The sequence below is a fragment of the Tardiphaga sp. genome (assembly GCF_025356345.1).
Lineage (GTDB): Bacteria > Pseudomonadota > Alphaproteobacteria > Rhizobiales > Xanthobacteraceae > Tardiphaga.
The window spans coordinates 14,274-33,102 of sequence record NZ_JANXTC010000405.1 but is presented as its reverse complement, the minus strand read 5'-3'; the positions used below and the strand labels follow the sequence as shown (position 1 = coordinate 33,102).

Here is an 18,829-nt window from a genome sequence, read left to right as displayed (position 1 = left end):
CCCAGACCGGCACCGGCTGATAGTTCGGCACCGGCAGGACATAGGCGTAGACCGGCGGTGGCGGCGGCGGCAGATCGTCAAAATAGATCGGGCGCCGCGGCAGGAAGAAAACCGGCGGCGGCGGTGGCGGCGCAAAACCGAAATCCGGATCGTCGAACATCAGCACCGGCCGCTGGATGTAGATGACTTCTTCCGGCGGCGGCGGCGGGATGTCGTAAGCCATCACCGTGAAGCTGGGCGGCGGATCGTAAGCCGCCGAGAGATAGCTCAGCCGGCGCCGCGCATCGTCGGAATGCGCGCCGCGCGGGTAGCGCCGCAGATACGACCAGTAGGCCGGCGGCGTATTGACGTTGCGGGTCCGGCGCCAGGTGATCGCCTCGCGGCGGGCGGCGACGATGGCGCGCACCCGCCGCGCCATCGGATCGCGCGGATAGGCGTCGAGAAAGGCTTCGTAATCCTCCAGCGTGTCGCGGTCGACGGCGGCAAGATAGGCTTCCTTGACATCGAAATCGCGCACCGGCCGGGAGCGCACCGCCGCGGCCTGCTCGCGCGACACCGCCGGCGGCGGCGCGTCGGGCGCGCGTTCGAAGAAGTAGAACGGCGCCGGCAGCTTCGACACATTCCATGGCACCTGTGCGCCCTTGGTGGTCTCGTTGACGCGAAGCCGGATGCGGCTGAACAGGTCGTCGCTGCCCAGGCCGCCTTCGCGCATCATCTCGGCGAGCGCCTGAGCATAGGCCGAATAGGGACCGGCCTCAACCGGCGCCACGGTACCGGGCGCGGCATTGAACGCCACCAGCATGCCTGGTTCGGGATCAACCAGTGCCAGTCCGCCGGACAGCGGATTGCCCGTCTTGGCAAAGGGATTGGCGCGGGCCAGATCGAGCACCACCATGCTGGCCTTCAGCTTCAGCGCTGCCAGCGGTGCCGTATAGTCGGAAAGGCGGACCGCTTCCGCCGAGACATTGACGTCACGGGTGATCCTGGCGTCGATCGGCGCGAAGTAGTTCTCGCCTTCGAGCTGCAGTCCGTAGCCGCCGAGATAGATGAAGGCGACGGCATCGGGGCCGGCCGAGGCGGCCTTGTCGAGGAATTCCCGGAAGGTGCGGCGCAGCGTGTCCTGGTCCAGATCGCGCGCGCCGGTGACGTCGAAGCCGGCGGCCTGCAGGGTCTGCGCGATCAGGCCCGCATCATTGGCCGGCGTCGGCAGCGCGCCGGCCTGATAGCTGGCGTTGCCGATCACCAGCGCGAGGCGCCGTTCGGCGGGCGCCGCCCGCGACGGGCTCTCGGAAGCCACGATGAAGGCCAGCAAGACAGCAAGGAATTTCAGCATCCACGTCATGGCGGCTCCGTTCGTTCAGGAATCGTACCCTATTCTGGAAGGCATGCGTTGAATGAATGCTGAATGCAACAGGTCGAAACCAGGGCTGTTGCCAGGGCGCGGGGTGAAAACGTTCAATCCGACTGTCGATACGGAAATCGGCGCATTGTCGGCGGACATGCGGGCGCGGTTTGTGCGTTTGACCGAACTCATCGAATAAACTGGGTTCGAGGCTTTGCCACGGGACAGCGTCAGGCACCTCGAAGACCGGCTGTGGGAATTGCGCATGACCGGCCGTGACTGCATCTCGCGCGCCATCGACGTGACAGCGCAGGCGTGTAGTTGTGCTCCGCGCCTTCGTCAAGAAAACGCAAAAGACCCCGGCACTCGAACTGGATATCGCCTGTAGCCGCGCCAAGGATGTCAAATCAGGATTAGCGATGACCAAGATCAAGGATTTGCACAAGATCTGGAGCAAGGACCCGGACTATCCCAAGGATTACCAAGCGCTCGAGGAGGAGTTCACCGTGATGGCCGCGATCGCCAAGGCGCGCCGGCGCTCTGGCCTGAGCCAGACCGAACTGGCGCGCCGCATGAACACGACGCAAAGCGCCATGGCGCGGCTGGAGAGCGGGCGGGGGCAACCCTCAACGCGGACGCTGGTGCGGTTTGCCAAGGCAACGGGGCATACGCTGAAAATCAGTTTTCAGCCGGAGAAGGGAAAACGTTGAAGCGGGTAGGGCGCAATAGCGAAGCGTATGGCGCCGACTGGTGCGAGAGGCGGATTACGCTTCGCTGATCCGCCCTACGGACTCGTAGGTGCCGCCAGCGCGTCGAGGCCATGCGACTGGTTTCAGCACTGTCGCATCTTAGAACGTTTATTGACATAAGTCCTAATTAGGATTATAAGCTGTATCGTCTTGTTCGCGAGGGGGCGCTGTCATGAGGCGTCTTGGTAGCGGAGCAGGCTGCGGTGTCCCGCGCGCGTGCCTCGCAAGCACGCCCCGGGAGGTTGGCGGTCACCGTCCGGGCCCATGACGGGGCTCTGCCTTGAATGGCTGGACGGGACAGCGAAAGGCGGGCGAAATCCCGCCGGAGTGTCCTCTTCGGAGGTCACGTGCTGGCCCGGAAGCACGGTCCCCCCGCCCAAAATCACCGCGGTGGCGCGCTGACAGGCGCCGCGGTTCGTCGTGAGGCGGATCGCGTCCCTATCCCCCACCCCCGCGCCTGTCGGCGCGCTGCCCCCCTCGTGGTTTCGAGGGGGGAACTGCCGCACAACTCGGGCGCCCGGCGTCGCGAGAACGCGGGCGGCTGGTTGACGAAGAATCGCCGGTCGACCCGCGCTTAAGGAATTGCGCCTACAGAAATCGGGTGGACTGCGGTCCATCCAAAGACAGAATCCTGCGCCATTGTCGGGGCTCAGCCCTGACCAACCCTGTGAACCGATGCCTGCCACGCCTGCCCGGCCTTCGCCCCGAAGGCCTTTGACTCGCCAGCGGCGGCTCCGCAAAGGCTGGAGGCGCCTGACGCGGGCGCTTGGGCGCTCGCGCGCCGTGCGATGGCTGCGACAGCAGGGCGCCGCGCCGCCGACGGCGTTGCGGATCGTTCTGGTCGTGGTGGCGCTGCTGATCGCGATTCCGCTGGTCAATCTGCTCTATCAGGTGGCGCGCAAGCCGACCGAGCTGTGGTTCTTTGCCGGCCAAGCGCTCGACAAGCAGCCGGCCGACACCTGGCGGCAATATGGCGCGAGGTTCCGGGCGTTTTCCACCGACACGATCTCGCCGGAACTGCTGGCGGCGCTGGCGCAGACCGAGAGCAGCGGCAATCCGGTGGCGCGCACCTATTGGCGCTGGCGGCTCGGCTGGAACCCGGCGAATTTCTACCGGCCAGCCTCGAGCGCGGTCGGCCTGTTCCAGATGACCGATCCGGCCTTTGAAGAGGCCTCGCGCTATTGCATCCGCGGCCACCGTGTGGCGCAGGACGGCTGCTGGTTCACCAGCCTCTATGCGCGCACCCTGCCGGCCCACGCCATCGAGCTGACCGCGATCTATCTCGATCGCCAGGTCGCCGGCGTGCTGGCCACCGCGAGGGGCACAGCCGCGACCGCGCTGCAGAAGCAGGACCTCGCCGCCTTCATCCATCTGTGCGGCGCCCGGCCGGCGCGCGGCTTCCTGCGCCGCGGCTTCCGGCTGCGGCCGGGCGAGCGCTGCGGCGATCATCTGGTCGCGACCTATCTCGGCAAGGTCAACGCCATGAAGCGGCAGTTCTTACGATTTGCCGCGAACGAGCCGTAGAGTGAGCCGTCAAGCGTAGCCCGGATCAGCGAAGCGACATCCGGGATTGACCGCTGGCGAACACGCCCCGGATATCGCTTCGCTCATCCGGGCTACAGTCTCAGCCCATCCTACGCGCTGACATGCATAGCCGGCCGACGGCCGTCATTCCATTTGCCATCGATGGCGCGCTCGATCTGCGCGGCGAGCTGCAGCAGCAGCCCGTCATGGGCCTGCGCCGCCTGCGCCTGGATGCCGAGCGGCAACCCGCTCTGCTGGCGACCCAGCGGCAGCGAGATGCCCGGCAGGCCGCACAGATTGGCCAGCGGCGTATAGGCAAAGTTCTGCCACAGATGGGCGAACCAGTCGTGCACCGAGGGATTGGCGCTGGTGGTGAGATATTCCGAGGTGCCGATCTTCGGCGTCGGCTTGGCGGTGATCGGCGTCAGAATGATGTCGAAGCGCTCGAAGAAATCCCCGAAGCCGCGCGACGTAATGTTGAACGCCGCCTGCATCCGCGCGCGCTCGGTGTAGGACGTGTCGAGGCCAGCCTGCCAGAGCCGGATATTGATCGGCTCCAGCAATTCCGGCGTCGGCCGCTCAAGCCCGAGCCGCGCCAGATGGCCGGCGATCACCTGCGCGAAATTGCTGATGTAGCAGGTGGTCTGCGCGGCGAAGGCGGCGCGGAAATCGATCTCCGGCAGCGCCCATTCGACATGGTGGCCGAGCCCTTCCAGCAACCGGCCGACGCGCTCCAGCTCGGCGACGAAAGGCGGCGTGGCGCGATAATCGCCCCATTCATGCGACAGCGCGATGCGCAGCCGCGCGGGGTCGCGCTGGATCAGCTCGCTGTAGCTCTCGGCGGGCGACCAGAACGGCATGAATTCGCCGGGCGCGCCGCCGCGGCAATGATCGACGAAGGCGGCGGTGTCGCGCACCGTGCGCGTCAGGCAGCCCTGGATCGACACCAGCCCGCTGAGATCCGACAGGTTCGGCGCCAGCGAGAACACGCCGCGCGACACTTTCAGGCCGATATTGCCGGTGGCGCCGGCGGGAATCCGGATCGAGCCGCCGCCATCGGTGCCATGCGAGATCGGCAGCACGCCGGCCGCGACCATCGCGGCGGTGCCCGCGGAGGAGCCGTTGGTGGAGTAGCCGGGATCCCACGGATTGCGGGTGACATGGAACGCGTTCTCCGCGGCGCTGCAGACGCCGAATTCCGGCGTGGTGCTGCGGCCGATCAGATTGAGCCCGGCGTGGCGGATCTTGGTGGTCAGGAAAGCATCCTGCACGGGACGGTTGCCCTGCATGATGGCGGAGCCGAATTCCTGCCGCCTTCCCTTCAGCGTCGGGCCGAGGTCCTTGATCAGGCACGGCACGCCGGCAAAGATCCCGTCGGGATTCATGCCGTCCTTGAGGGGGTCGGCGATCACGTCGTCGAACACTTCCACCACGGCATCGAGCGCGGGATTCATTCGGGCGATGCCGGCCGCGGCCTGCGTCGCCAGCTCGGCCGGCGTCACCTCGCCGTTGCGGACGCGCGTGGCCAAAGCCACCGCGTCATGTGTCGCCCACTCGTCCCAGCCCATCGCCAAAGTCATGTCGCAACTTCCATTCCAGATTCGCTCGCAACGAACCTAGACCGGATGTCGCGCGTTGCATAAGCAGGATGAGATCCGAATCGAAGGACCACCACTCGCCATGAAGCTCAGCCAGAAATCCGACAGCGTCTGGACCGCGCCGCAGGACGAGGAATTGCGGCGGCAATTGCTCGCCGGACGCAGCGTCAACGAGATCGCGATACGGCTGAAGCGATCGCCGCTGGCGGTGCGAACGCGCATCAAGAAGCTGGGCATCGGCGAATTGAAGACAGATTAGCCGCAGGCTAGCGGCCGCAATTCCACACCGGGCCGATCGGGGTCTGGGTCCAGCATGGGCCCATGCTGCCGCCATTATACTGGCCGCGGTAGAAGCCGGGCTGGCCGAAATAATATTTCTGGCCGTCCGACCAGCGATAATACACTGGCGTCCGCTGGATATAGGAATGACGCTTCTCGCGGCGCGCGTTGCGCAGCACGTCGGGGTCCTGCTTGAACAATGGCGCGGCGTTATTCAGCGGCTGGGTGTAGCCCGGCAGGAAGCCATAGCCTTTCCAGCGCGGCGGCTTCTTCTGCGGCGCGGCGAGGGCGACCGCGGAGCTGAGCGACAGGAGGATGGCGAGGGAGAGCGAGATCAGACGGGACATGACGCACCTTAGACAGTCGGCTCTGGCGAGGCCAGTCACATCGCGGCGAGCGCAGGGACGCGCGGGCTCACATTTTCGGCGGCCTTTCGTCTACTTCCCGCCTCCCCTGACCTGCGCTAGCCTGCGTCCGGGAATCTGCCCCGACGCAACGCTGTTGCGACGCGGGCGGCACGGCAGGCGAACATAACGAGTGGCGATCTCGAGGCTGGCGCTGCGGTGTCCCCGCCCCTCGGCGATCGCACCGATCGGGGAAACAACATGAAACAATTTTTTCGCGCGCTGGGCGCCTGCGCCATCATGGCCGCCTGCGTCAGCGGGGCGCAGGCGCAGACCTGGCCGAACCGGGCGATCCGCATGGTCGTGCCCTATACGCCGGGCGGCTATACCGATTTGATGGCGCGCCTTGTCTCCGAACGGATGTCGGTGGCGCTGGGCCAGCCATTCGTGATCGAGAACAAGCCCGGCGCCAATGCGGTGATCGGCACCGACAGCGTCGCCAAGGCCGCGCCCGACGGTTACACGTTCGGCACCGTGATCGCCGCCCATGCGGTCAATCCGACACTCAATCCCAAGCTGCCCTACGACACGCTGAAGGATTTTGTCTATGTGTCGCTGACCTCGGTGGCGCCACTGATCCTGATCGCGCATCCGTCGGTGCCGGCCAGCAACATCAAAGAGCTGATCGCGCTGGCCAAGGCCAAGCCCGGCGCGCTCAACTTCGCCTCGTCCGGCATCGGCTCGGCGGCGCACCTGACCATGGAAATGCTGAAGAGCCGCGAAGGCATCAACCTTCAGCACATTCCTTATAAGGGCACGTCCGGCGCGTTGCAGGATACGGTCGGCGGCCAGATCAGCGTGATGTTCGACGTGATCGGCCCGCTGATGTCGCAGGTCCGCTCCGGCAATGCCAAGGCCATCGTCGTCACCGCCAAGGAGCGCGTGGCGGCGGCGGCCGACGTGCCGACCATGGCGGAGCAAGGCGTGCCGGATTTCGTGTCCGGCACCTGGTCCGGCATCATCGCGCCGGCGGGTACGCCGCAGGACATCGTCGACCGCATTTCGCTGGAAGCGAAGAAGGCACTCAGCGATCCCGATTTGCGCAAGAAGCTCGACGACCAGGGCATCGTCGCGGTCGGCAGCACGCCGGCGGAATACCGCGCCTTCGTCGTCGAAGAGATCGCGCGCTGGAAAAAGGTGATCACCGACGCCGGCATCAAGATGGAGTAGTCAACGCTCGTCGTTCCGGGTTCACATCGCGTCACCGGCGGTGCCGTGATGTGCCCGGAGCGACAGCCGGTTGTTCGCGACGGCACAGCGGCGCCGCACTGGCGAAAGCCGGTGAATTCCGCTAAACAGTTTTATGACATTTTCACGACAATGGCGCTCTCTGGTCCCGCTCGCCGCCTTTACGGTGCTGCTGCTGACGCCTGGGCTGGCCATTCATTTCGGCCTGATGCCATTCGCCTACCGGACCTATGCATTGGTGGCGGTGTCCGGCCTGTGCATCGTGCTGTGCGTGCTGTCGGGCCTGTCGCTCGCCGATCTCGGCCTCGGCCGGCCGTCGTTCCGCGAGCACTGGCTCGGCTGCGCCGTGCTGACACTGGGCCTTGCAGCGATCATGGTGCTGCAAACCCGGCTGTTCACCTTCGACGCCGAGCCGCCGGTCTGGCTCAGCTTCGCGCCGTTCTACGTGCTGGTCTCCAGCCCGTGCCAGGAGGTGATCTGCCGGTCGATCCCGAAATTGATGACCGACCGGCTGCAGGCCCGCGGCTGGGTCTATGTGCTGTATTCGTCGGCGGTGTTCTCGCTGATCCACATCGCCTATGGCGACACGGCGCTGATGCTGAATACCTTCGCGGTCGGAATCGTCTGGGGCATCGCCTATCTGCGGATGCTCAACATCTGGCCGATGATCCTGTCGCACGCCGCGATCGGCACGCTGGCGTTCTCACTCGGCCTCGCCTGAGCCGATCCCTTCCTCGCTGCGCGCCTTCAAAATCGCCAAGTGCACGAAGTGCAGCTTGCCGCGCACCGCCGGCGTCAGATCGAACGGATAGGCGTCGCTCATGCCCATCGAACGGTTGAGTTCGTTCATGCTGTAGGCGACCAGTTCCCACAGTGCCAGCAACGCCTCGAAGTCGCGCTCCAGATAGGGGTCGTCGAGCGTATGCCGGGCGCGGTCGTCGAGCGACAGCGGCAGCGACGACGCGGTGTCCAGCGTCGACACGATGTGCAGGAAATGCGCGAAGGTCTCGGCCCAGTCCTCCCAGGGATGCGAGGTGGCGTATTCGCTGATAAAGCCATCGCGATTCCAGGCCCGATCGGGACGCTGGTGATAATTGGCCAGCGCCGCCGCGTAGTTCGCGGATTCGTCGCCAAAAATTAGCCGGAACGGGCTGATCAATTGCGACTGATCGACCAGCGCCTCCCAGTAGAAATGCCCGACCTCGTGGCGGAAATGTCCGAGCAGCGTGCGGTACGGCTCGCGGAACGCGGCGCGTCGCGCCTCGCGCACGGCATCGTCGGCCTCCGACAGGTTCATGGTGATCAGGCCGGCCAGATGCCCGGTCATGATCGGATGGCCGGCGGTCTCCTGCGACAGGATATCGATTGCGATATGCGCGCCGCTGGGCACCGCGAGCGGTAGCGCCAGTCGCATCAGGTCGTAGGTCAGCCGCCGCTTGGCCTGCTCGACGCGCCGCCACAGCGCCAGATTACGGTCCGAGCCGAGGTTGGGGATCGTCCGCGTCAGCCGGCAGGACCGACAATAAGGATCGCCGGGATCGGTCGACCAGTTGCAGCCGATCAGTTCGCGATTGGCGCATGACAGCACCGACACGGCCCTAACCACATCGGCCTGCGCGGGGTCGAAGCTGATGGCGGTCGCGCATTCCGCGCACTCGCTTTGCTCGAAGAAGATTCGGGAACGACAGTGTGGACAGATCAGGGGCTTCATGAGGGCACGGTACACGGAATCGGCCGGGCGCGCATGACGCTTAAATACCGCTTGAGCCGTCGCCTCAAATCGCGCTTCAATCGCGTCGCGCGAAGACGCAACCAAAACAATATGGGAGGCCATCATGAGGACGCTCAAACTCGCGCTATGCGCGCTGGCGCTATTGTCCAGCAGCGCGCAGGCGCAGACCGTGAAGGATTTTCTGGCGCAGACCATGAAGAAGTGGACCGCGCCGTTTCCGCCATTCCAGCTGATCGGCAACATCTATTATGTCGGCACCGACGGCATCGCGGTCTATGTCATCAAGACTTCTGACGGCCTGATCCTGATGGACACCGCCGTTCCGCGGTCGACCGCGATGCTCAAGGACAACATCGCCAAACTCGGCTTCAAGGAAGCCGACATTAAATACATTCTCAATACGCATGCGCATTTCGATCATACCGGCGGCTTTGCCGAGATCAAAAAGGACACCGGCGCACAACTCGTCGCCGGGCTGCGCGACAAGTCGCTGCTCGAAACCGGCACCTATCCCGGCGACGAGCAGAACACCGACATCGGCTTTCCCCCGGTCAAGGTGGATCGTACCGTCACCGAAGGCGACAAGGTCACGCTCGGTGACACCACGCTGACCGCGCATGCGACGCCCGGCCATTCGCCGGGCTGCACCAGCTGGGAGATGACGGTGAAGGACGGCACCACGGACCGCCAGGTGCTGTTCTTCTGCAGCGGCACCGTGGCGCTGAACCGGCTGGTCGGCAACCCCACCCATGCCGGCATCGTCGAGGACTACAAATCGACTTACGCCAGCATCAAGGCGATGAGGATCGACGTGCTGCTCGGCCCGCATCCGGAAGTCTACAACATGCAGGCCAAGCGCGCGCAGATGAAGGATGGCGCGCCGAATCCGTTCGTCAATCCCGGCGAACTGCCCGCTTACGCCGCCACGCTGGAAGCGGATTTCGACAAGGCGCTGGCAAAGCAGACTGCGGCGCTGCGGAAACCGAACTAGCGCCGAATGTCTTCAGGTCGCATCGCCGTCCTCTCCTCGGTCGTTGCGAGCCCGGGATAAGTCGGCAGTGCCGACTTATCCCGGGGCGAAGCAATGCAGAAAGCGACAAGCGAAGGCTGGATTGCTTCGTCGCAAGGGCTAACGGGAAAGCCAATTGGGGTTCCCTGACGTCGGAATGACGGGGCGGAAGTGGCGAACGGACTTGAAATCATCCCGCCCTAGCGTCAGCCGGATCGGTGGGCCAATGGTCAGCAGCCCAATCATTCCCCTCAGGATACGACGAATGAACGATGGCTGATCGCCACCGGGGATTTGACGACGCGGCGTGACCGGTATTAGAGTGATGGAAGAGGATAGTTGTCTTTGCTCCGCTCCGGGGTCCATCGATGTCGGTTTTTCAGAGGTCGTTCTTCGAAACGCAACAGACCGAACGCGCCATTGCCCCGGAAATACGCGCACATGCCTGGGCCGACCGGTTTCGCGAAATCATCTCCGACATGGATGTCGATTTCTACGCCGGCGACGTAACGCTGTTCGGCCGTCATAACCTTCTGTCGGATGGATCGGTCGTTGTCGGCGAAATGTTGAGTTCATCGTTCAAGGGCATCCGGACCAAGCAACATATTCAACCCAGCGATGACAGCCACGTCTATCTGAGCTTCAATATCGGCAACACGACCCAGATCGGCCGGCAGTTCGGCCGGGAGACCGAGGCCCGGCCCGGACAGGCGCTGCTGGCGGTGATGGAGGCCAGCGTCGAGGCACTGGCGCCGGTCGGCGGCCATGCCCTCAGCGTCAAGATCCCTGTTGGGCATTTCACGCAATGGGGATTGTCGCCAGCGGATCTCGCCTGCCGGCCGCTGGACTGTAGCGGCGCGGACTATCGGCTGCTGACCGGCTATGCCCGCATGCTGGTCGATGTCGGCGAGCAACTGAACCCGACGCAGGCAGCCGCGGCGTCGCAACATCTGATCGACCTCACCGGCTACTGGCTGGGGGTGGGCGACAAGGTCCGCGCCCGGAACGGCGACGCCGCGCGGGTTGAGGGCCGGCTGTTCGCCATTCGCCAGTTGATCAACCAGGGTGCCGGCGACCCGAGGATTAACCTCGCCGTCGTGGCGAAACGGCTCGGCATGCCGACCCGCACCGTGCAGCACGTACTCGCCGTGGCCGGCGAAAGCTTTTCGCAATTGCTCACCGGCGCGCGGCTGCGCCGCGCCTATACGCTGCTGCTCGATCCCGCTTTCGACGACGTCCCCGTCAGCACCATCGCCTTTGACTGCGGCTTTGCCGATGCCACCGGCTTTTATCGCGCTTTTCGCAGCGCCTTTGATACCACGCCGGGAATGTTGCGCGACAGCCGCGCCGCGCGCTAGCCGATCCCCAGGCCTCAAATCGTCAGTCAACGCGCCTCTGGCAGTGGTGATACTACCCTTGCCTGCGATCCAGGCCAAAGCCGCCGCGATTTGCGTCGCACGCAACCGCTTTGCGCCCTGCGCGATAGCAAGCCGCCCCTTGAATCAGCACAACTACAGCTGCCACAGCGCAACCCAGCGGTTTGCGTTTACTATCGGCAGGGGGACAGATGGTGGGGACTGACAGGCAATCCATGCGCCGCAATCGCGCGAACAGGCCGATCGCCGACGCGATCCGTATGGTGCATACCGGCGAGCATCGCGCCTGGCTATTCGGCCTGGCGGTGGTCGCGGCGACCGGCGCCGCGACGCTGCCGTCGCGACCAGCCATGGCGGCTGGCTTTGTCTGCAACCAGAATGAGTCACTCGGGCTTGGCGGCGGCAATTCCGTCACGACCGCGGCCTCCGCGGTCGCCTGCGGCATCGAAACGCAGGCGACAGCCGATGAGGCCGTCGCCTTTGGCAATGTCGCAATTGCGGCTGGCGTGCAAAGCACGGCCGTGGGCTTCGGAGCCCAGGCGCAAGTCGACGGGACCACCGCGCTCGGCTTCGGAACGCTGGCGCGCGACACCAATGCGACCGCGCTCGGCTTCCGCGCCCAGGCCAGCGGCGTCAACAGCACGGCCAGCGGCGCCAGCAGCAACGCGGCTGGCGACAACAGCACCGCGACCGGCCACTTCAGCTCCGCACTCGGCGCCAATAGCACCGCGACCGGCATTAACAGTCAGGCGGACGGCGACCAAAGCACGGCGACCGGCAACCAGGCCAGGGCAACCGGCACCAACAGTACCGCGACTGGCAATGGCAGCAACGCGTCGGGCTTCAACAGCACGGCGACGGGCAGCGGCAGCCAGGCGACCGGCACCAGTGGCACGGCGACCGGCAACAACAGCAATGCCGCCGGCGCCAGCAGTGCGGCCTATGGCGACGCCAGCACAGCCAGCGGCAATTCCAGCGTCGCGGTGGGCGTTTTGACCACGGCGAGCGGCAATGCCAGTGTCGCTTTGGGGGCTTCCAGCACGGCGAGCGGCGCCTCGAGCGTCGCGCTCGGAGATTCCTCGAATGCCAGTGGCACCCACGCTGTCGCGCTCGGCATGGCGTCCATCGCCGCCGGCACCAATGCGATTGCGCAAGGCGTCGGCGCGCGGGCGCTGGCCGACAGCAGCACGGCGACCGGCAACCAGAGTACGGCGAACGGCCTGGCCAGCGCGGCCTATGGCAACGGCAGCCTGGCGAGCGGTGATTCCAGCACCGCGCTTGGCGCCTCAAGTACCGCGAGCGGCATCAACAGCACCGCCACCGGCAATATCAGCACCGCAAGTGGCTTCAACAGCACGGCCACCGGTACGTTCAGCAAGGCGACGGGTGACGTCTCCACCGCCACCGGCGCCTACAGCACGGCGAGCGGCTACAACAGTACGGCCACCGGCAATACCAGCACCGCAAGCAGCACCAACAGCGCGGCCTATGGCGTTTTCAGCAACGCGACGGGCGACGCCGCCACCGCGACCGGTGCCTTCAGCACGGCGAGCGGCCTCAGCAGCACGGCGATCGGCGACAGCAGCACGGCGTCGGGACGGATCGCCAGCGCATTTGGCGCGCTGGCCGGTGCCGGCGCCGACGGTACCACCGCGCTCGGCGCCGGCGCGTTGGCCGGCACGCTGAGCGCAACCGCGACCTATGCCACCGCGCTCGGCAGCAACAGCCAGGCGCAGGGCGCCAACGCGATCGCGATCGGCGGCAATGCTGCGACCGGCGCCGGCAACGCAGCCTTTGCCAGCGGCAATAATGCTGTCGCGATCGGCAATGGCGCGCAGGCCACCGCTACCAATGCGATTGCGCAAGGCACCGGTGCGCGCGCCACCGGCGTCAACGCGATCGCGATCGGCAGCAACGCCATCGCCACCGGCTCGGTCGCGGTCGGCAACACCGCGTCGGCCTCGAATGGCGGTTCGGCGTTTGGTGATTTCGCCAATGCCACCTGCCCCGGCTGTACCGCCAATGTTTCGTCATCGACCGCGCTCGGCAACACGGCCAGCGCCACCACCGTGAATTCGGTCGCAGTCGGCCAGAGCGCAAATGTGCGGGCCGCGAACGGCACCGCGCTCGGCGCCAATGCGGTGGTACAGGCGTCTGCGACCAATGCCGTGGCGATCGGCCAGGGCTCGGTAGCGAGCCAGGCCAACACGGTGTCGGTGGGTGCCGCCGGCGCCGAACGGCGCATCAGCAATGTCGCGGCCGGCATCTCACCGACCGATGCGGTCAATGTCGGCCAGCTCAACAACGTCAGCAATGCGCTGCAATGGCAGATCAACGCCAATCTGGTGCAGGCCAATGCCGGCACCGCGCTGGCGCTCGCCTCAAGCGGGCTGCGCTACGATGACCGCCCGGGCAAGCTCTCTGTGGCCGGCGGCGTCGGTCATTTCAAGGGACAGAGCGGGCTCGCCATTGGCGTCGGCTATGCCTTCGACACCCGGTTGCGCCTGAATGCGTCGGTCTCCGGCGTACCCAACCAGAACGATTATGGCTTCGCCGGTGGCGCCAGCTGGACGCTGAACTAGCCCGGTCAGCGGCGGGCGGATTTCCGCAGGCCGCGGCGCAGTGCCAGGATGCCGGCATGCAGCCCCTCCGCCTCGGCCCGCGTCAGCCCGGTCGCCGCCTCCACGCAGGCCGGCAGATCGCGCGCTTTCGCCCGCAGCGCGGTGCCGGCCCGGGTCAGGCCGATCCGCACCTGCCGTTCGTCGTCGGGATCGCGCTGCCGCGTGACATAGCCCGCCGCCGCCAGCCGCTTCAGCAGCGGCGTCAGCGTGCTGGATTCCAGCACCAGCGCGTCGCACAGGCCGCCGACGGTCTGCTTGTCGGTCGCCCACAGCGCGACCATCACCAGATATTGCGGATAGGTCAGCTTCAACGGATCGAGCAGCGGCTTGTAGACGCGGGTGAACGCGTGCGCCGCGCTGTACACCGCGAAGCAAATGAAATCGTCGGGCCGCGGCGCTGGCCGGGCAGCGGTCGCAACCTTGGCAGCAGCCTTCATCGAGGTCCTCGGCACGGGCATTCTCCACGCGGCTCGATCACAAAGCCGACAACGCATCATAGATCGCGCGCGATCTGATCGCCAGCGCTTGACTTGGAGCGCGGGAAGGCTATTCAAATCGCGCGCGATATAATCGCCAACGATCGAATCTGGCAATCCCGGATTGCCGCTCTCACCGCTAGGAAGCTCACGATGCCAGTCAACGTCCTTTACCGCACCAGCGCCAAGGCCACCGGCGGCCGCGACGGCCATTCCGCGACTCTCGACGGCAAGGTCAATGTCCAACTCTCGACGCCGAAGGAACTCGGCGGCGCCGGCGGTAACGGCACCAACCCGGAGCAATTGTTCGCCGCCGGCTACGCCGCCTGCTTTATCGGTGCGATGAAGTTCGTGGCGTCGCAGGGCGGCCCCAAGGTACCGGAAGATGCCACCGTGACCGCGACCGTCGGTATCGGCCCGCGCTCCGAAGGCGGCTTCGGTCTGGAAGTGTCGCTGGCGGTGTCCCTGCCCGGCCTCGCCGCCGAGCAGGCCGAAGCGCTGGTCGCCAAGGCGCATGAGGCCTGCCCCTATTCCAACGCCACCCGCAACAATATCGACGTCAAGCTCAGCGTCGTCTGACGCAAGCTTCAACACGCACACGCTCGAAAAGGATAAGTCATGAACTTGAAATCAACCGCCATCGCGCTCGGCTTCGGCGCCGTTCTGTTCGCCGGCCCCGCTCCCGCCACGGCCGCTGAGACCGTGCGCGTGCGCGGTGTCGTCGAGACCTCGGACGCCTCCAAGATCACCGTCAAGACTCGCGAAGGCGACACCGCGTCGATCGCGCTGGCCCCGACCGCCAAGGTCATGGCAGTCGCCAAGGCTTCCGTCGAGGACATCAAGCCGGGCGATTTCGTCGGCATCGCCTCGCTGCCGAAATCCAAGGGCGGCGATGGCGCGCTCGAAGTGCTGATCTTCCCGGCGGCGATGAAGGGCACCGGCGAAGGCAGCTACCCGTGGGACCTGAAGCCGAAGAGCTCGATGACCAACGCCACCGTGTCGAACGCGGTCAAGGAGGTCGACGGTCATGAAATCACGGTGCAGGTCAATGGCAAAGACAAGAAGATCTCGGTCGCCGATGGCACCATTGTCGTCACGCTGGCGCCCGCGACCACGGCCGACCTGAAGCCCGGCGCCACGGTTTTCGCCCCGACCACGCGCGGCACCGATGGCGTGCTCACCGCCGGCTTCGTCATCGTGGGCGCCAACGGCATCGTGCCGCCGATGTGACGGCGAAGCGAAAGGCCCGGCGACCAGCCATGCCGGTTGGTCGCCGGGCGATTTGCGTAGCCGTGAGAGTCCGTGCATTTCTCCGTAGCCACTAAACGAGTGGACGGGCTAATTGCCGACGACGCCCGATTGCCTCATGATCCAGAATTATGGTCATCCACATCCGATATCTTACCCACCCGCAGGTGGAGATAGACCCGGCGACCCCTGTTCAATTGTGGGGCCTGAGCGAAATCGGAAGAACTCGAACCGAAACGCTAGCGAAAACCGGATGGTTTTCCGGAACAACGCAGATCATCACTAGTGCGGAAACGAAAGCGATCGAAACCGCCGAAATGATCGGAAAGGAATTGAACGTTCCCTTCGAAGTTCGCGAGGCGATGCACGAGAATGACCGATCGGCCACAGGTTTTCTGCCACAAGACAAATTTGAACGGGTAGCCTATCGTTTCTTCGCGGAACCACATGTGAGCGTTCGGGGGTGGGAACGAGCCATTGACGCTCAGTCGCGTATCATCCGCGAGGTAGAACACGTCATGGCACGAGATCGATCCGGCGATATTCTCTTCGTCGGCCACGGCGCGGTCGGATCCCTCTTGTTCTGTCACTATTCAAATTTTCCGATCGATCGATGTTTCGATCAAGCAGCGGGCGGTGGCCACTATTTTGCGTTCGCCAAGAACGGCCGCCGCGTGCTGCACCCCTGGCGTCCGATGGAGCGCCCGCCACTCGGGTGAAATGTCGGCGTGCGTCATAGATATGGCCGGAACGTGATCCTGCCATCGACAACTGCTCGCAACATGGGTTGAGCCGTTGAGAAACCCGGCACGAGCTGAGAATACGGGTGGATGGGTTTCGCGAAAAGCTCAGCCCAGCCGACGGCTCGCTGGACAAGCTGGCGATAACAGACAATTCACGATTGTGTTCGACACCCTCACGGACAAAAATGCTATTTCCGCGGCATGCTGAATGATCCGGCGAAGGGAGCGGCCCCATGCATGTGCTCGTCAACGGCGTCCGGCTGTTTGTGGATGTCGCCAATCCCGGCCTCGTCGCCGACGGTCCGATCATGCGGCAAAAGCCGACGCTGCTGATGTTGCATGGCGGCCCCGGCTTTGACCACGTGCCGTTCAAGGATGCGTTCTCTACCCTGAGCGATGTGGCGCAAATCATCTTCTATGACCATCGCGGCAATGGACGCAGCGAGGGCGACGATCCCTCGACATGGAATCTCGCGCAATGGGGAGACGATGTGAAAGGACTCTGCGACGCGCTGGGAATCGTCAAGCCGATCGTATGCGGATTGTCGTTCGGCGGCTTCGTGGCGCAGTCCTATGCAACACGGCATCCGGAGCATCCGGGCAAGCTGATTTTGTTGAGCACGGCCGCGAGGATCGATTTCCCGACCATTTTCAGCACCTTCAGCCGGATCGGCGGCGCCGAGATCGGCGCGCTGGCGGAGAGCTACTGGAGCAATCCGACCGCGGACGGGCGCGCGGCCTATTGGCAGCGTTGCGTTCCGTTCTACCGGCACCGACGCGAGCCGACGGCAGACCCCTTGCGAGCCATCATGAAGACGGAGGTCGCGCTGCATTTCAACGGGCCGCGCAACGAACATGGCCGTTTCGACTTCCACGTCGAGCTGGCGAAGCTCGCCTGTCCGGTGCTGATGATCAATGGCGAGCACGATCCGATCGTTCCGGTCGCTCTGGCGGAGGCCACGGCGCGCTCGTTGCCCTCCCATCTGGTTCGCTTCGAACGGCTGCCCCATTGCGGACATGTCGTTCATGACGATGATCCACAACAGGTGTTCTCCCTGATCCGCGCGTTCGTCGCGGATCAGGGACCGATCGCCGTACAACCGTAGGGCGGATTGCGAAGTCAATCCGCCGCCGTCACCTCGGCGCCAACCGCTTCCGCCTCCGCTCGGCGGGCTTCGGCGGACAAGTCGCTATCGCGCCTGCTTGCTACTTGCTGGCCGTCACCATCGGACAGGCACTGGCCGAGAGCGGCGGGAACGCGTCCTCGCCCTTCACGGTGGCGAGGATCTTGAAGACATCGTAGCTGTCGGTGACCTCGGCGGGCTTCTTGACCTCGGCAAGGTACATGTCGTGCACCATCAGATTGTCCGACCGCAATTTGCCGTTGCGCGCGAAGGCGTCGTCGATGACGCGCCCCTGCAGGTCGTTCACCACCGCCGCCGGATCCTTGGTGTTCGCCGCCTGCACCGACTTGATATAGTTCAGCGTCGAGGAATAGACGCCGGCCTGCATCATGCTCGGTGGCTTGCCCATCTTCTTGCCGTAACGTCTGGAAAATTCACGCGCGCGTTCGTCCATGTTCCAGTAGAAGCCGGACGTCACCAGCAGGCCCTGCGCACTCTTCAGGCCGACGCTGCGGATATCGTTGACGTCGATCAACAGCGCGATCAGCTTCTGTTTGCCGTCCATCAAGCCGAACTCTTCCGCCTGCTTGATGGCGTTCTGGGTGTCGCTGCCGGCATTGGCGATGGCGATCACCTTGGCGCCGGACGCCTTGGCCGTCAGCAATTGCGAGCTGAAATCCGCGGTGTTGATCGGATGCGGCGCGCGGCCCAACGCCTTGCCGCCGCCCTTGACGGCGACGTCGGTAACGTCGCGCTCCAGCGCCTGACCGAAGGCGTAGTCCGCGACCACGAAGAACCAGCTGTCACCGCCGCGCTGAAGCATGGCCCTGCCGGCGACATTGGCGAGCGCATAGGTGGTGTAGGTCCACTGAATGAAATTCGGCGAGCACAGTTTGCCGCTGAGATCCGCCGAGCCGCCCGCCGACGTGATGAACATCTTGTTGCGGTCCTTGGCGAAATTCTGCACGGCGATGCACACCGAGGATACCGGCACGTCGAGAATGACGTCGACACCGTTCTGATCGTACCATTCGCGCGCAATGTTGCCGCCAATGTCCGGCTTGTTCTGATGGTCGGCGGAGACCAGCTCGATCGGCCTGCCCAGCACGCTGCCGCCCCATTCGTCGATCGCCAATTGCGCGGCCGCCACCGAACCTTTTCCGCCATTGTCGGCGAACAGGCCGTTCATGTCGGTCAGAACGCCGAATTTGAGCGGCGTATCAGCGGCCGCGCGAACGATCGCGGGCGACGCGACGACACCGAAGCCCGCTGCGCCGAGTCCGGCCAAGAATGTGCGACGCTTCATCTTCATCTCCCTGTTATTATTTTTCTGCAGCCTGCGTTGTTGTGCATGTTTGCGCAAGCGTGTTGCAGCTTCCGCAGGCCGAACGCTCATCCCGCGGCACGGAAATGACA

General features: G+C 64.9%; 18 protein-coding genes. 12 read left to right on the top strand and 6 right to left on the bottom strand.

Features of this window, described 5'->3' with window-relative positions; all coding sequences use genetic code 11:
• On the bottom strand, positions 1–1,342 hold a 1,342-nt coding region (locus Q0S16_RS24930), incomplete at its 3' end, for a caspase domain-containing protein (RefSeq protein ID WP_295854749.1).
• A gap of 419 nt (positions 1,343–1,761) precedes the next feature.
• On the opposite strand from Q0S16_RS24930, the gene Q0S16_RS24925 reads away from it, so the two are divergent.
• Together Q0S16_RS24925 and Q0S16_RS24920 are read left to right on the top strand one after the other, a co-directional pair.
• Positions 1,762–2,052 carry a helix-turn-helix transcriptional regulator gene (locus Q0S16_RS24925; RefSeq protein WP_295854746.1) on the top strand — a complete coding sequence of 97 codons (291 nt, stop codon included), beginning with the start codon at positions 1,762–1,764 and terminating at the stop codon, positions 2,050–2,052.
• An 822-nt stretch (positions 2,053–2,874) separates the two neighbouring features.
• A complete protein-coding gene (locus Q0S16_RS24920) occupies positions 2,875–3,615 on the top strand; it encodes a transglycosylase SLT domain-containing protein (protein WP_295854744.1) in 741 nt (246 codons plus the stop codon).
• Between the two features lie 110 nt (positions 3,616–3,725).
• Here Q0S16_RS24920 and Q0S16_RS24915 read toward each other — a convergent pair whose 3' ends face one another.
• On the bottom strand, positions 3,726–5,195 hold the full coding sequence (locus Q0S16_RS24915; protein ID WP_295854741.1) for an amidase: 1,470 nt from the start codon (positions 5,193–5,195) through the stop codon (positions 3,726–3,728).
• Positions 5,196–5,295: 100 nt separating this feature from the next.
• On the opposite strand from Q0S16_RS24915, the gene Q0S16_RS24910 reads away from it, so the two are divergent.
• Positions 5,296–5,472 (top strand): hypothetical protein, encoded by a 177-nt coding sequence (locus Q0S16_RS24910; RefSeq protein WP_295854739.1) that lies wholly within the window; start codon positions 5,296–5,298, stop codon positions 5,470–5,472.
• Between the two features lie 7 nt (positions 5,473–5,479).
• Here the strand turns inward: Q0S16_RS24910 and Q0S16_RS24905 are convergent, their stop codons facing one another.
• Positions 5,480–5,839, bottom strand: coding sequence for a hypothetical protein (locus Q0S16_RS24905; protein WP_295854736.1), 360 nt, complete (start codon positions 5,837–5,839; stop codon positions 5,480–5,482).
• A gap of 258 nt (positions 5,840–6,097) precedes the next feature.
• Between Q0S16_RS24905 and Q0S16_RS24900 the strand changes: the two genes are divergently transcribed.
• Together Q0S16_RS24900 and Q0S16_RS24895 are read left to right on the top strand one after the other, a co-directional pair.
• A complete protein-coding gene (locus tag Q0S16_RS24900; protein WP_295854734.1) occupies positions 6,098–7,066 on the top strand; it encodes a tripartite tricarboxylate transporter substrate binding protein in 969 nt (322 codons plus the stop codon).
• A 133-nt stretch (positions 7,067–7,199) separates the two neighbouring features.
• Positions 7,200–7,805 (top strand): CPBP family intramembrane glutamic endopeptidase, encoded by a 606-nt coding sequence (locus Q0S16_RS24895; protein WP_295854731.1) that lies wholly within the window; start codon positions 7,200–7,202, stop codon positions 7,803–7,805.
• Here Q0S16_RS24895 and Q0S16_RS24890 read toward each other — a convergent pair.
• The gene (locus tag Q0S16_RS24890; RefSeq protein ID WP_295854728.1) at positions 7,788–8,795 is read right to left on the bottom strand and encodes a putative zinc-binding metallopeptidase; all 1,008 of its coding nucleotides are present in this window, start codon (positions 8,793–8,795) and stop codon (positions 7,788–7,790) included. The genes Q0S16_RS24895 and Q0S16_RS24890 overlap by 18 nt on opposite strands.
• A gap of 124 nt (positions 8,796–8,919) precedes the next feature.
• Here Q0S16_RS24890 and bla point away from each other — a divergent pair, with 124 nt between their 5' ends.
• The 3 genes from bla to Q0S16_RS24875 all read left to right on the top strand — a co-directional run bounded on the left by bla (position 8,920) and on the right by Q0S16_RS24875 (position 13,783).
• On the top strand, positions 8,920–9,807 hold the full coding sequence (gene bla / locus Q0S16_RS24885) for a subclass B3 metallo-beta-lactamase (RefSeq protein ID WP_295854725.1): 888 nt from the start codon (positions 8,920–8,922) through the stop codon (positions 9,805–9,807).
• A gap of 386 nt (positions 9,808–10,193) precedes the next feature.
• Positions 10,194–11,183 (top strand): AraC family transcriptional regulator, encoded by a 990-nt coding sequence (locus Q0S16_RS24880; RefSeq protein ID WP_295854723.1) that lies wholly within the window; start codon positions 10,194–10,196, stop codon positions 11,181–11,183.
• Between the two features lie 233 nt (positions 11,184–11,416).
• Positions 11,417–13,783: a YadA-like family protein gene (locus Q0S16_RS24875; protein ID WP_295854720.1), complete on the top strand. Its 2,367-nt coding sequence runs from the start codon at positions 11,417–11,419 to the stop codon at positions 13,781–13,783.
• Positions 13,784–13,788: 5 nt separating this feature from the next.
• On the opposite strand, the gene Q0S16_RS24870 is transcribed toward Q0S16_RS24875, so the two are convergent.
• Positions 13,789–14,259: a MarR family transcriptional regulator gene (locus Q0S16_RS24870; protein WP_295854758.1), complete on the bottom strand. Its 471-nt coding sequence runs from the start codon at positions 14,257–14,259 to the stop codon at positions 13,789–13,791.
• Positions 14,260–14,451: 192 nt separating this feature from the next.
• Here Q0S16_RS24870 and Q0S16_RS24865 point away from each other — a divergent pair, with 192 nt between their 5' ends.
• From Q0S16_RS24865 to Q0S16_RS24850, 4 genes are all read left to right on the top strand, one after another.
• Entirely contained in the window at positions 14,452–14,877 is a 426-nt protein-coding gene (locus Q0S16_RS24865) for an organic hydroperoxide resistance protein (RefSeq protein WP_295854716.1), read from the top strand.
• A gap of 39 nt (positions 14,878–14,916) precedes the next feature.
• On the top strand, positions 14,917–15,528 hold the full coding sequence (locus Q0S16_RS24860) for a hypothetical protein (protein WP_295854714.1): 612 nt from the start codon (positions 14,917–14,919) through the stop codon (positions 15,526–15,528).
• A gap of 149 nt (positions 15,529–15,677) precedes the next feature.
• Positions 15,678–16,265 (top strand): histidine phosphatase family protein, encoded by a 588-nt coding sequence (locus tag Q0S16_RS24855; RefSeq protein ID WP_295854711.1) that lies wholly within the window; start codon positions 15,678–15,680, stop codon positions 16,263–16,265.
• Positions 16,266–16,522: 257 nt separating this feature from the next.
• Positions 16,523–17,395 (top strand): alpha/beta hydrolase, encoded by an 873-nt coding sequence (locus Q0S16_RS24850; RefSeq protein WP_295854707.1) that lies wholly within the window; start codon positions 16,523–16,525, stop codon positions 17,393–17,395.
• 100 nt (positions 17,396–17,495) lie between these two features.
• Here Q0S16_RS24850 and Q0S16_RS24845 read toward each other — a convergent pair whose 3' ends face one another.
• The gene (locus Q0S16_RS24845; protein WP_295854704.1) at positions 17,496–18,719 is read right to left on the bottom strand and encodes an ABC transporter substrate-binding protein; all 1,224 of its coding nucleotides are present in this window, start codon (positions 18,717–18,719) and stop codon (positions 17,496–17,498) included.
• Positions 18,720–18,829: the final 110 nt, after the last annotated feature.

Coding starts and splice junctions, on each gene's coding strand:
- Q0S16_RS24925 (WP_295854746.1), top strand. CDS start 1,762: ATGACCAAGATCAAGGATTTGCACAAGATCTGGAGCAAGGACCCGGAC.
- Q0S16_RS24915 (WP_295854741.1), bottom strand. CDS start 5,195: ATGACTTTGGCGATGGGCTGGGACGAGTGGGCGACACATGACGCGGTG.
- Q0S16_RS24910 (WP_295854739.1), top strand. CDS start 5,296: ATGAAGCTCAGCCAGAAATCCGACAGCGTCTGGACCGCGCCGCAGGAC.
- Q0S16_RS24905 (WP_295854736.1), bottom strand. CDS start 5,839: ATGTCCCGTCTGATCTCGCTCTCCCTCGCCATCCTCCTGTCGCTCAGC.
- Q0S16_RS24900 (WP_295854734.1), top strand. CDS start 6,098: ATGAAACAATTTTTTCGCGCGCTGGGCGCCTGCGCCATCATGGCCGCC.
- Q0S16_RS24895 (WP_295854731.1), top strand. CDS start 7,200: ATGACATTTTCACGACAATGGCGCTCTCTGGTCCCGCTCGCCGCCTTT.
- Q0S16_RS24890 (WP_295854728.1), bottom strand. CDS start 8,795: ATGAAGCCCCTGATCTGTCCACACTGTCGTTCCCGAATCTTCTTCGAG.
- bla (WP_295854725.1), top strand. CDS start 8,920: ATGAGGACGCTCAAACTCGCGCTATGCGCGCTGGCGCTATTGTCCAGC.
- Q0S16_RS24880 (WP_295854723.1), top strand. CDS start 10,194: ATGTCGGTTTTTCAGAGGTCGTTCTTCGAAACGCAACAGACCGAACGC.
- Q0S16_RS24875 (WP_295854720.1), top strand. CDS start 11,417: ATGCGCCGCAATCGCGCGAACAGGCCGATCGCCGACGCGATCCGTATG.
- Q0S16_RS24870 (WP_295854758.1), bottom strand. CDS start 14,259: ATGAAGGCTGCTGCCAAGGTTGCGACCGCTGCCCGGCCAGCGCCGCGG.
- Q0S16_RS24865 (WP_295854716.1), top strand. CDS start 14,452: ATGCCAGTCAACGTCCTTTACCGCACCAGCGCCAAGGCCACCGGCGGC.
- Q0S16_RS24860 (WP_295854714.1), top strand. CDS start 14,917: ATGAACTTGAAATCAACCGCCATCGCGCTCGGCTTCGGCGCCGTTCTG.
- Q0S16_RS24855 (WP_295854711.1), top strand. CDS start 15,678: ATGGTCATCCACATCCGATATCTTACCCACCCGCAGGTGGAGATAGAC.
- Q0S16_RS24850 (WP_295854707.1), top strand. CDS start 16,523: ATGCATGTGCTCGTCAACGGCGTCCGGCTGTTTGTGGATGTCGCCAAT.
- Q0S16_RS24845 (WP_295854704.1), bottom strand. CDS start 18,719: ATGAAGCGTCGCACATTCTTGGCCGGACTCGGCGCAGCGGGCTTCGGT.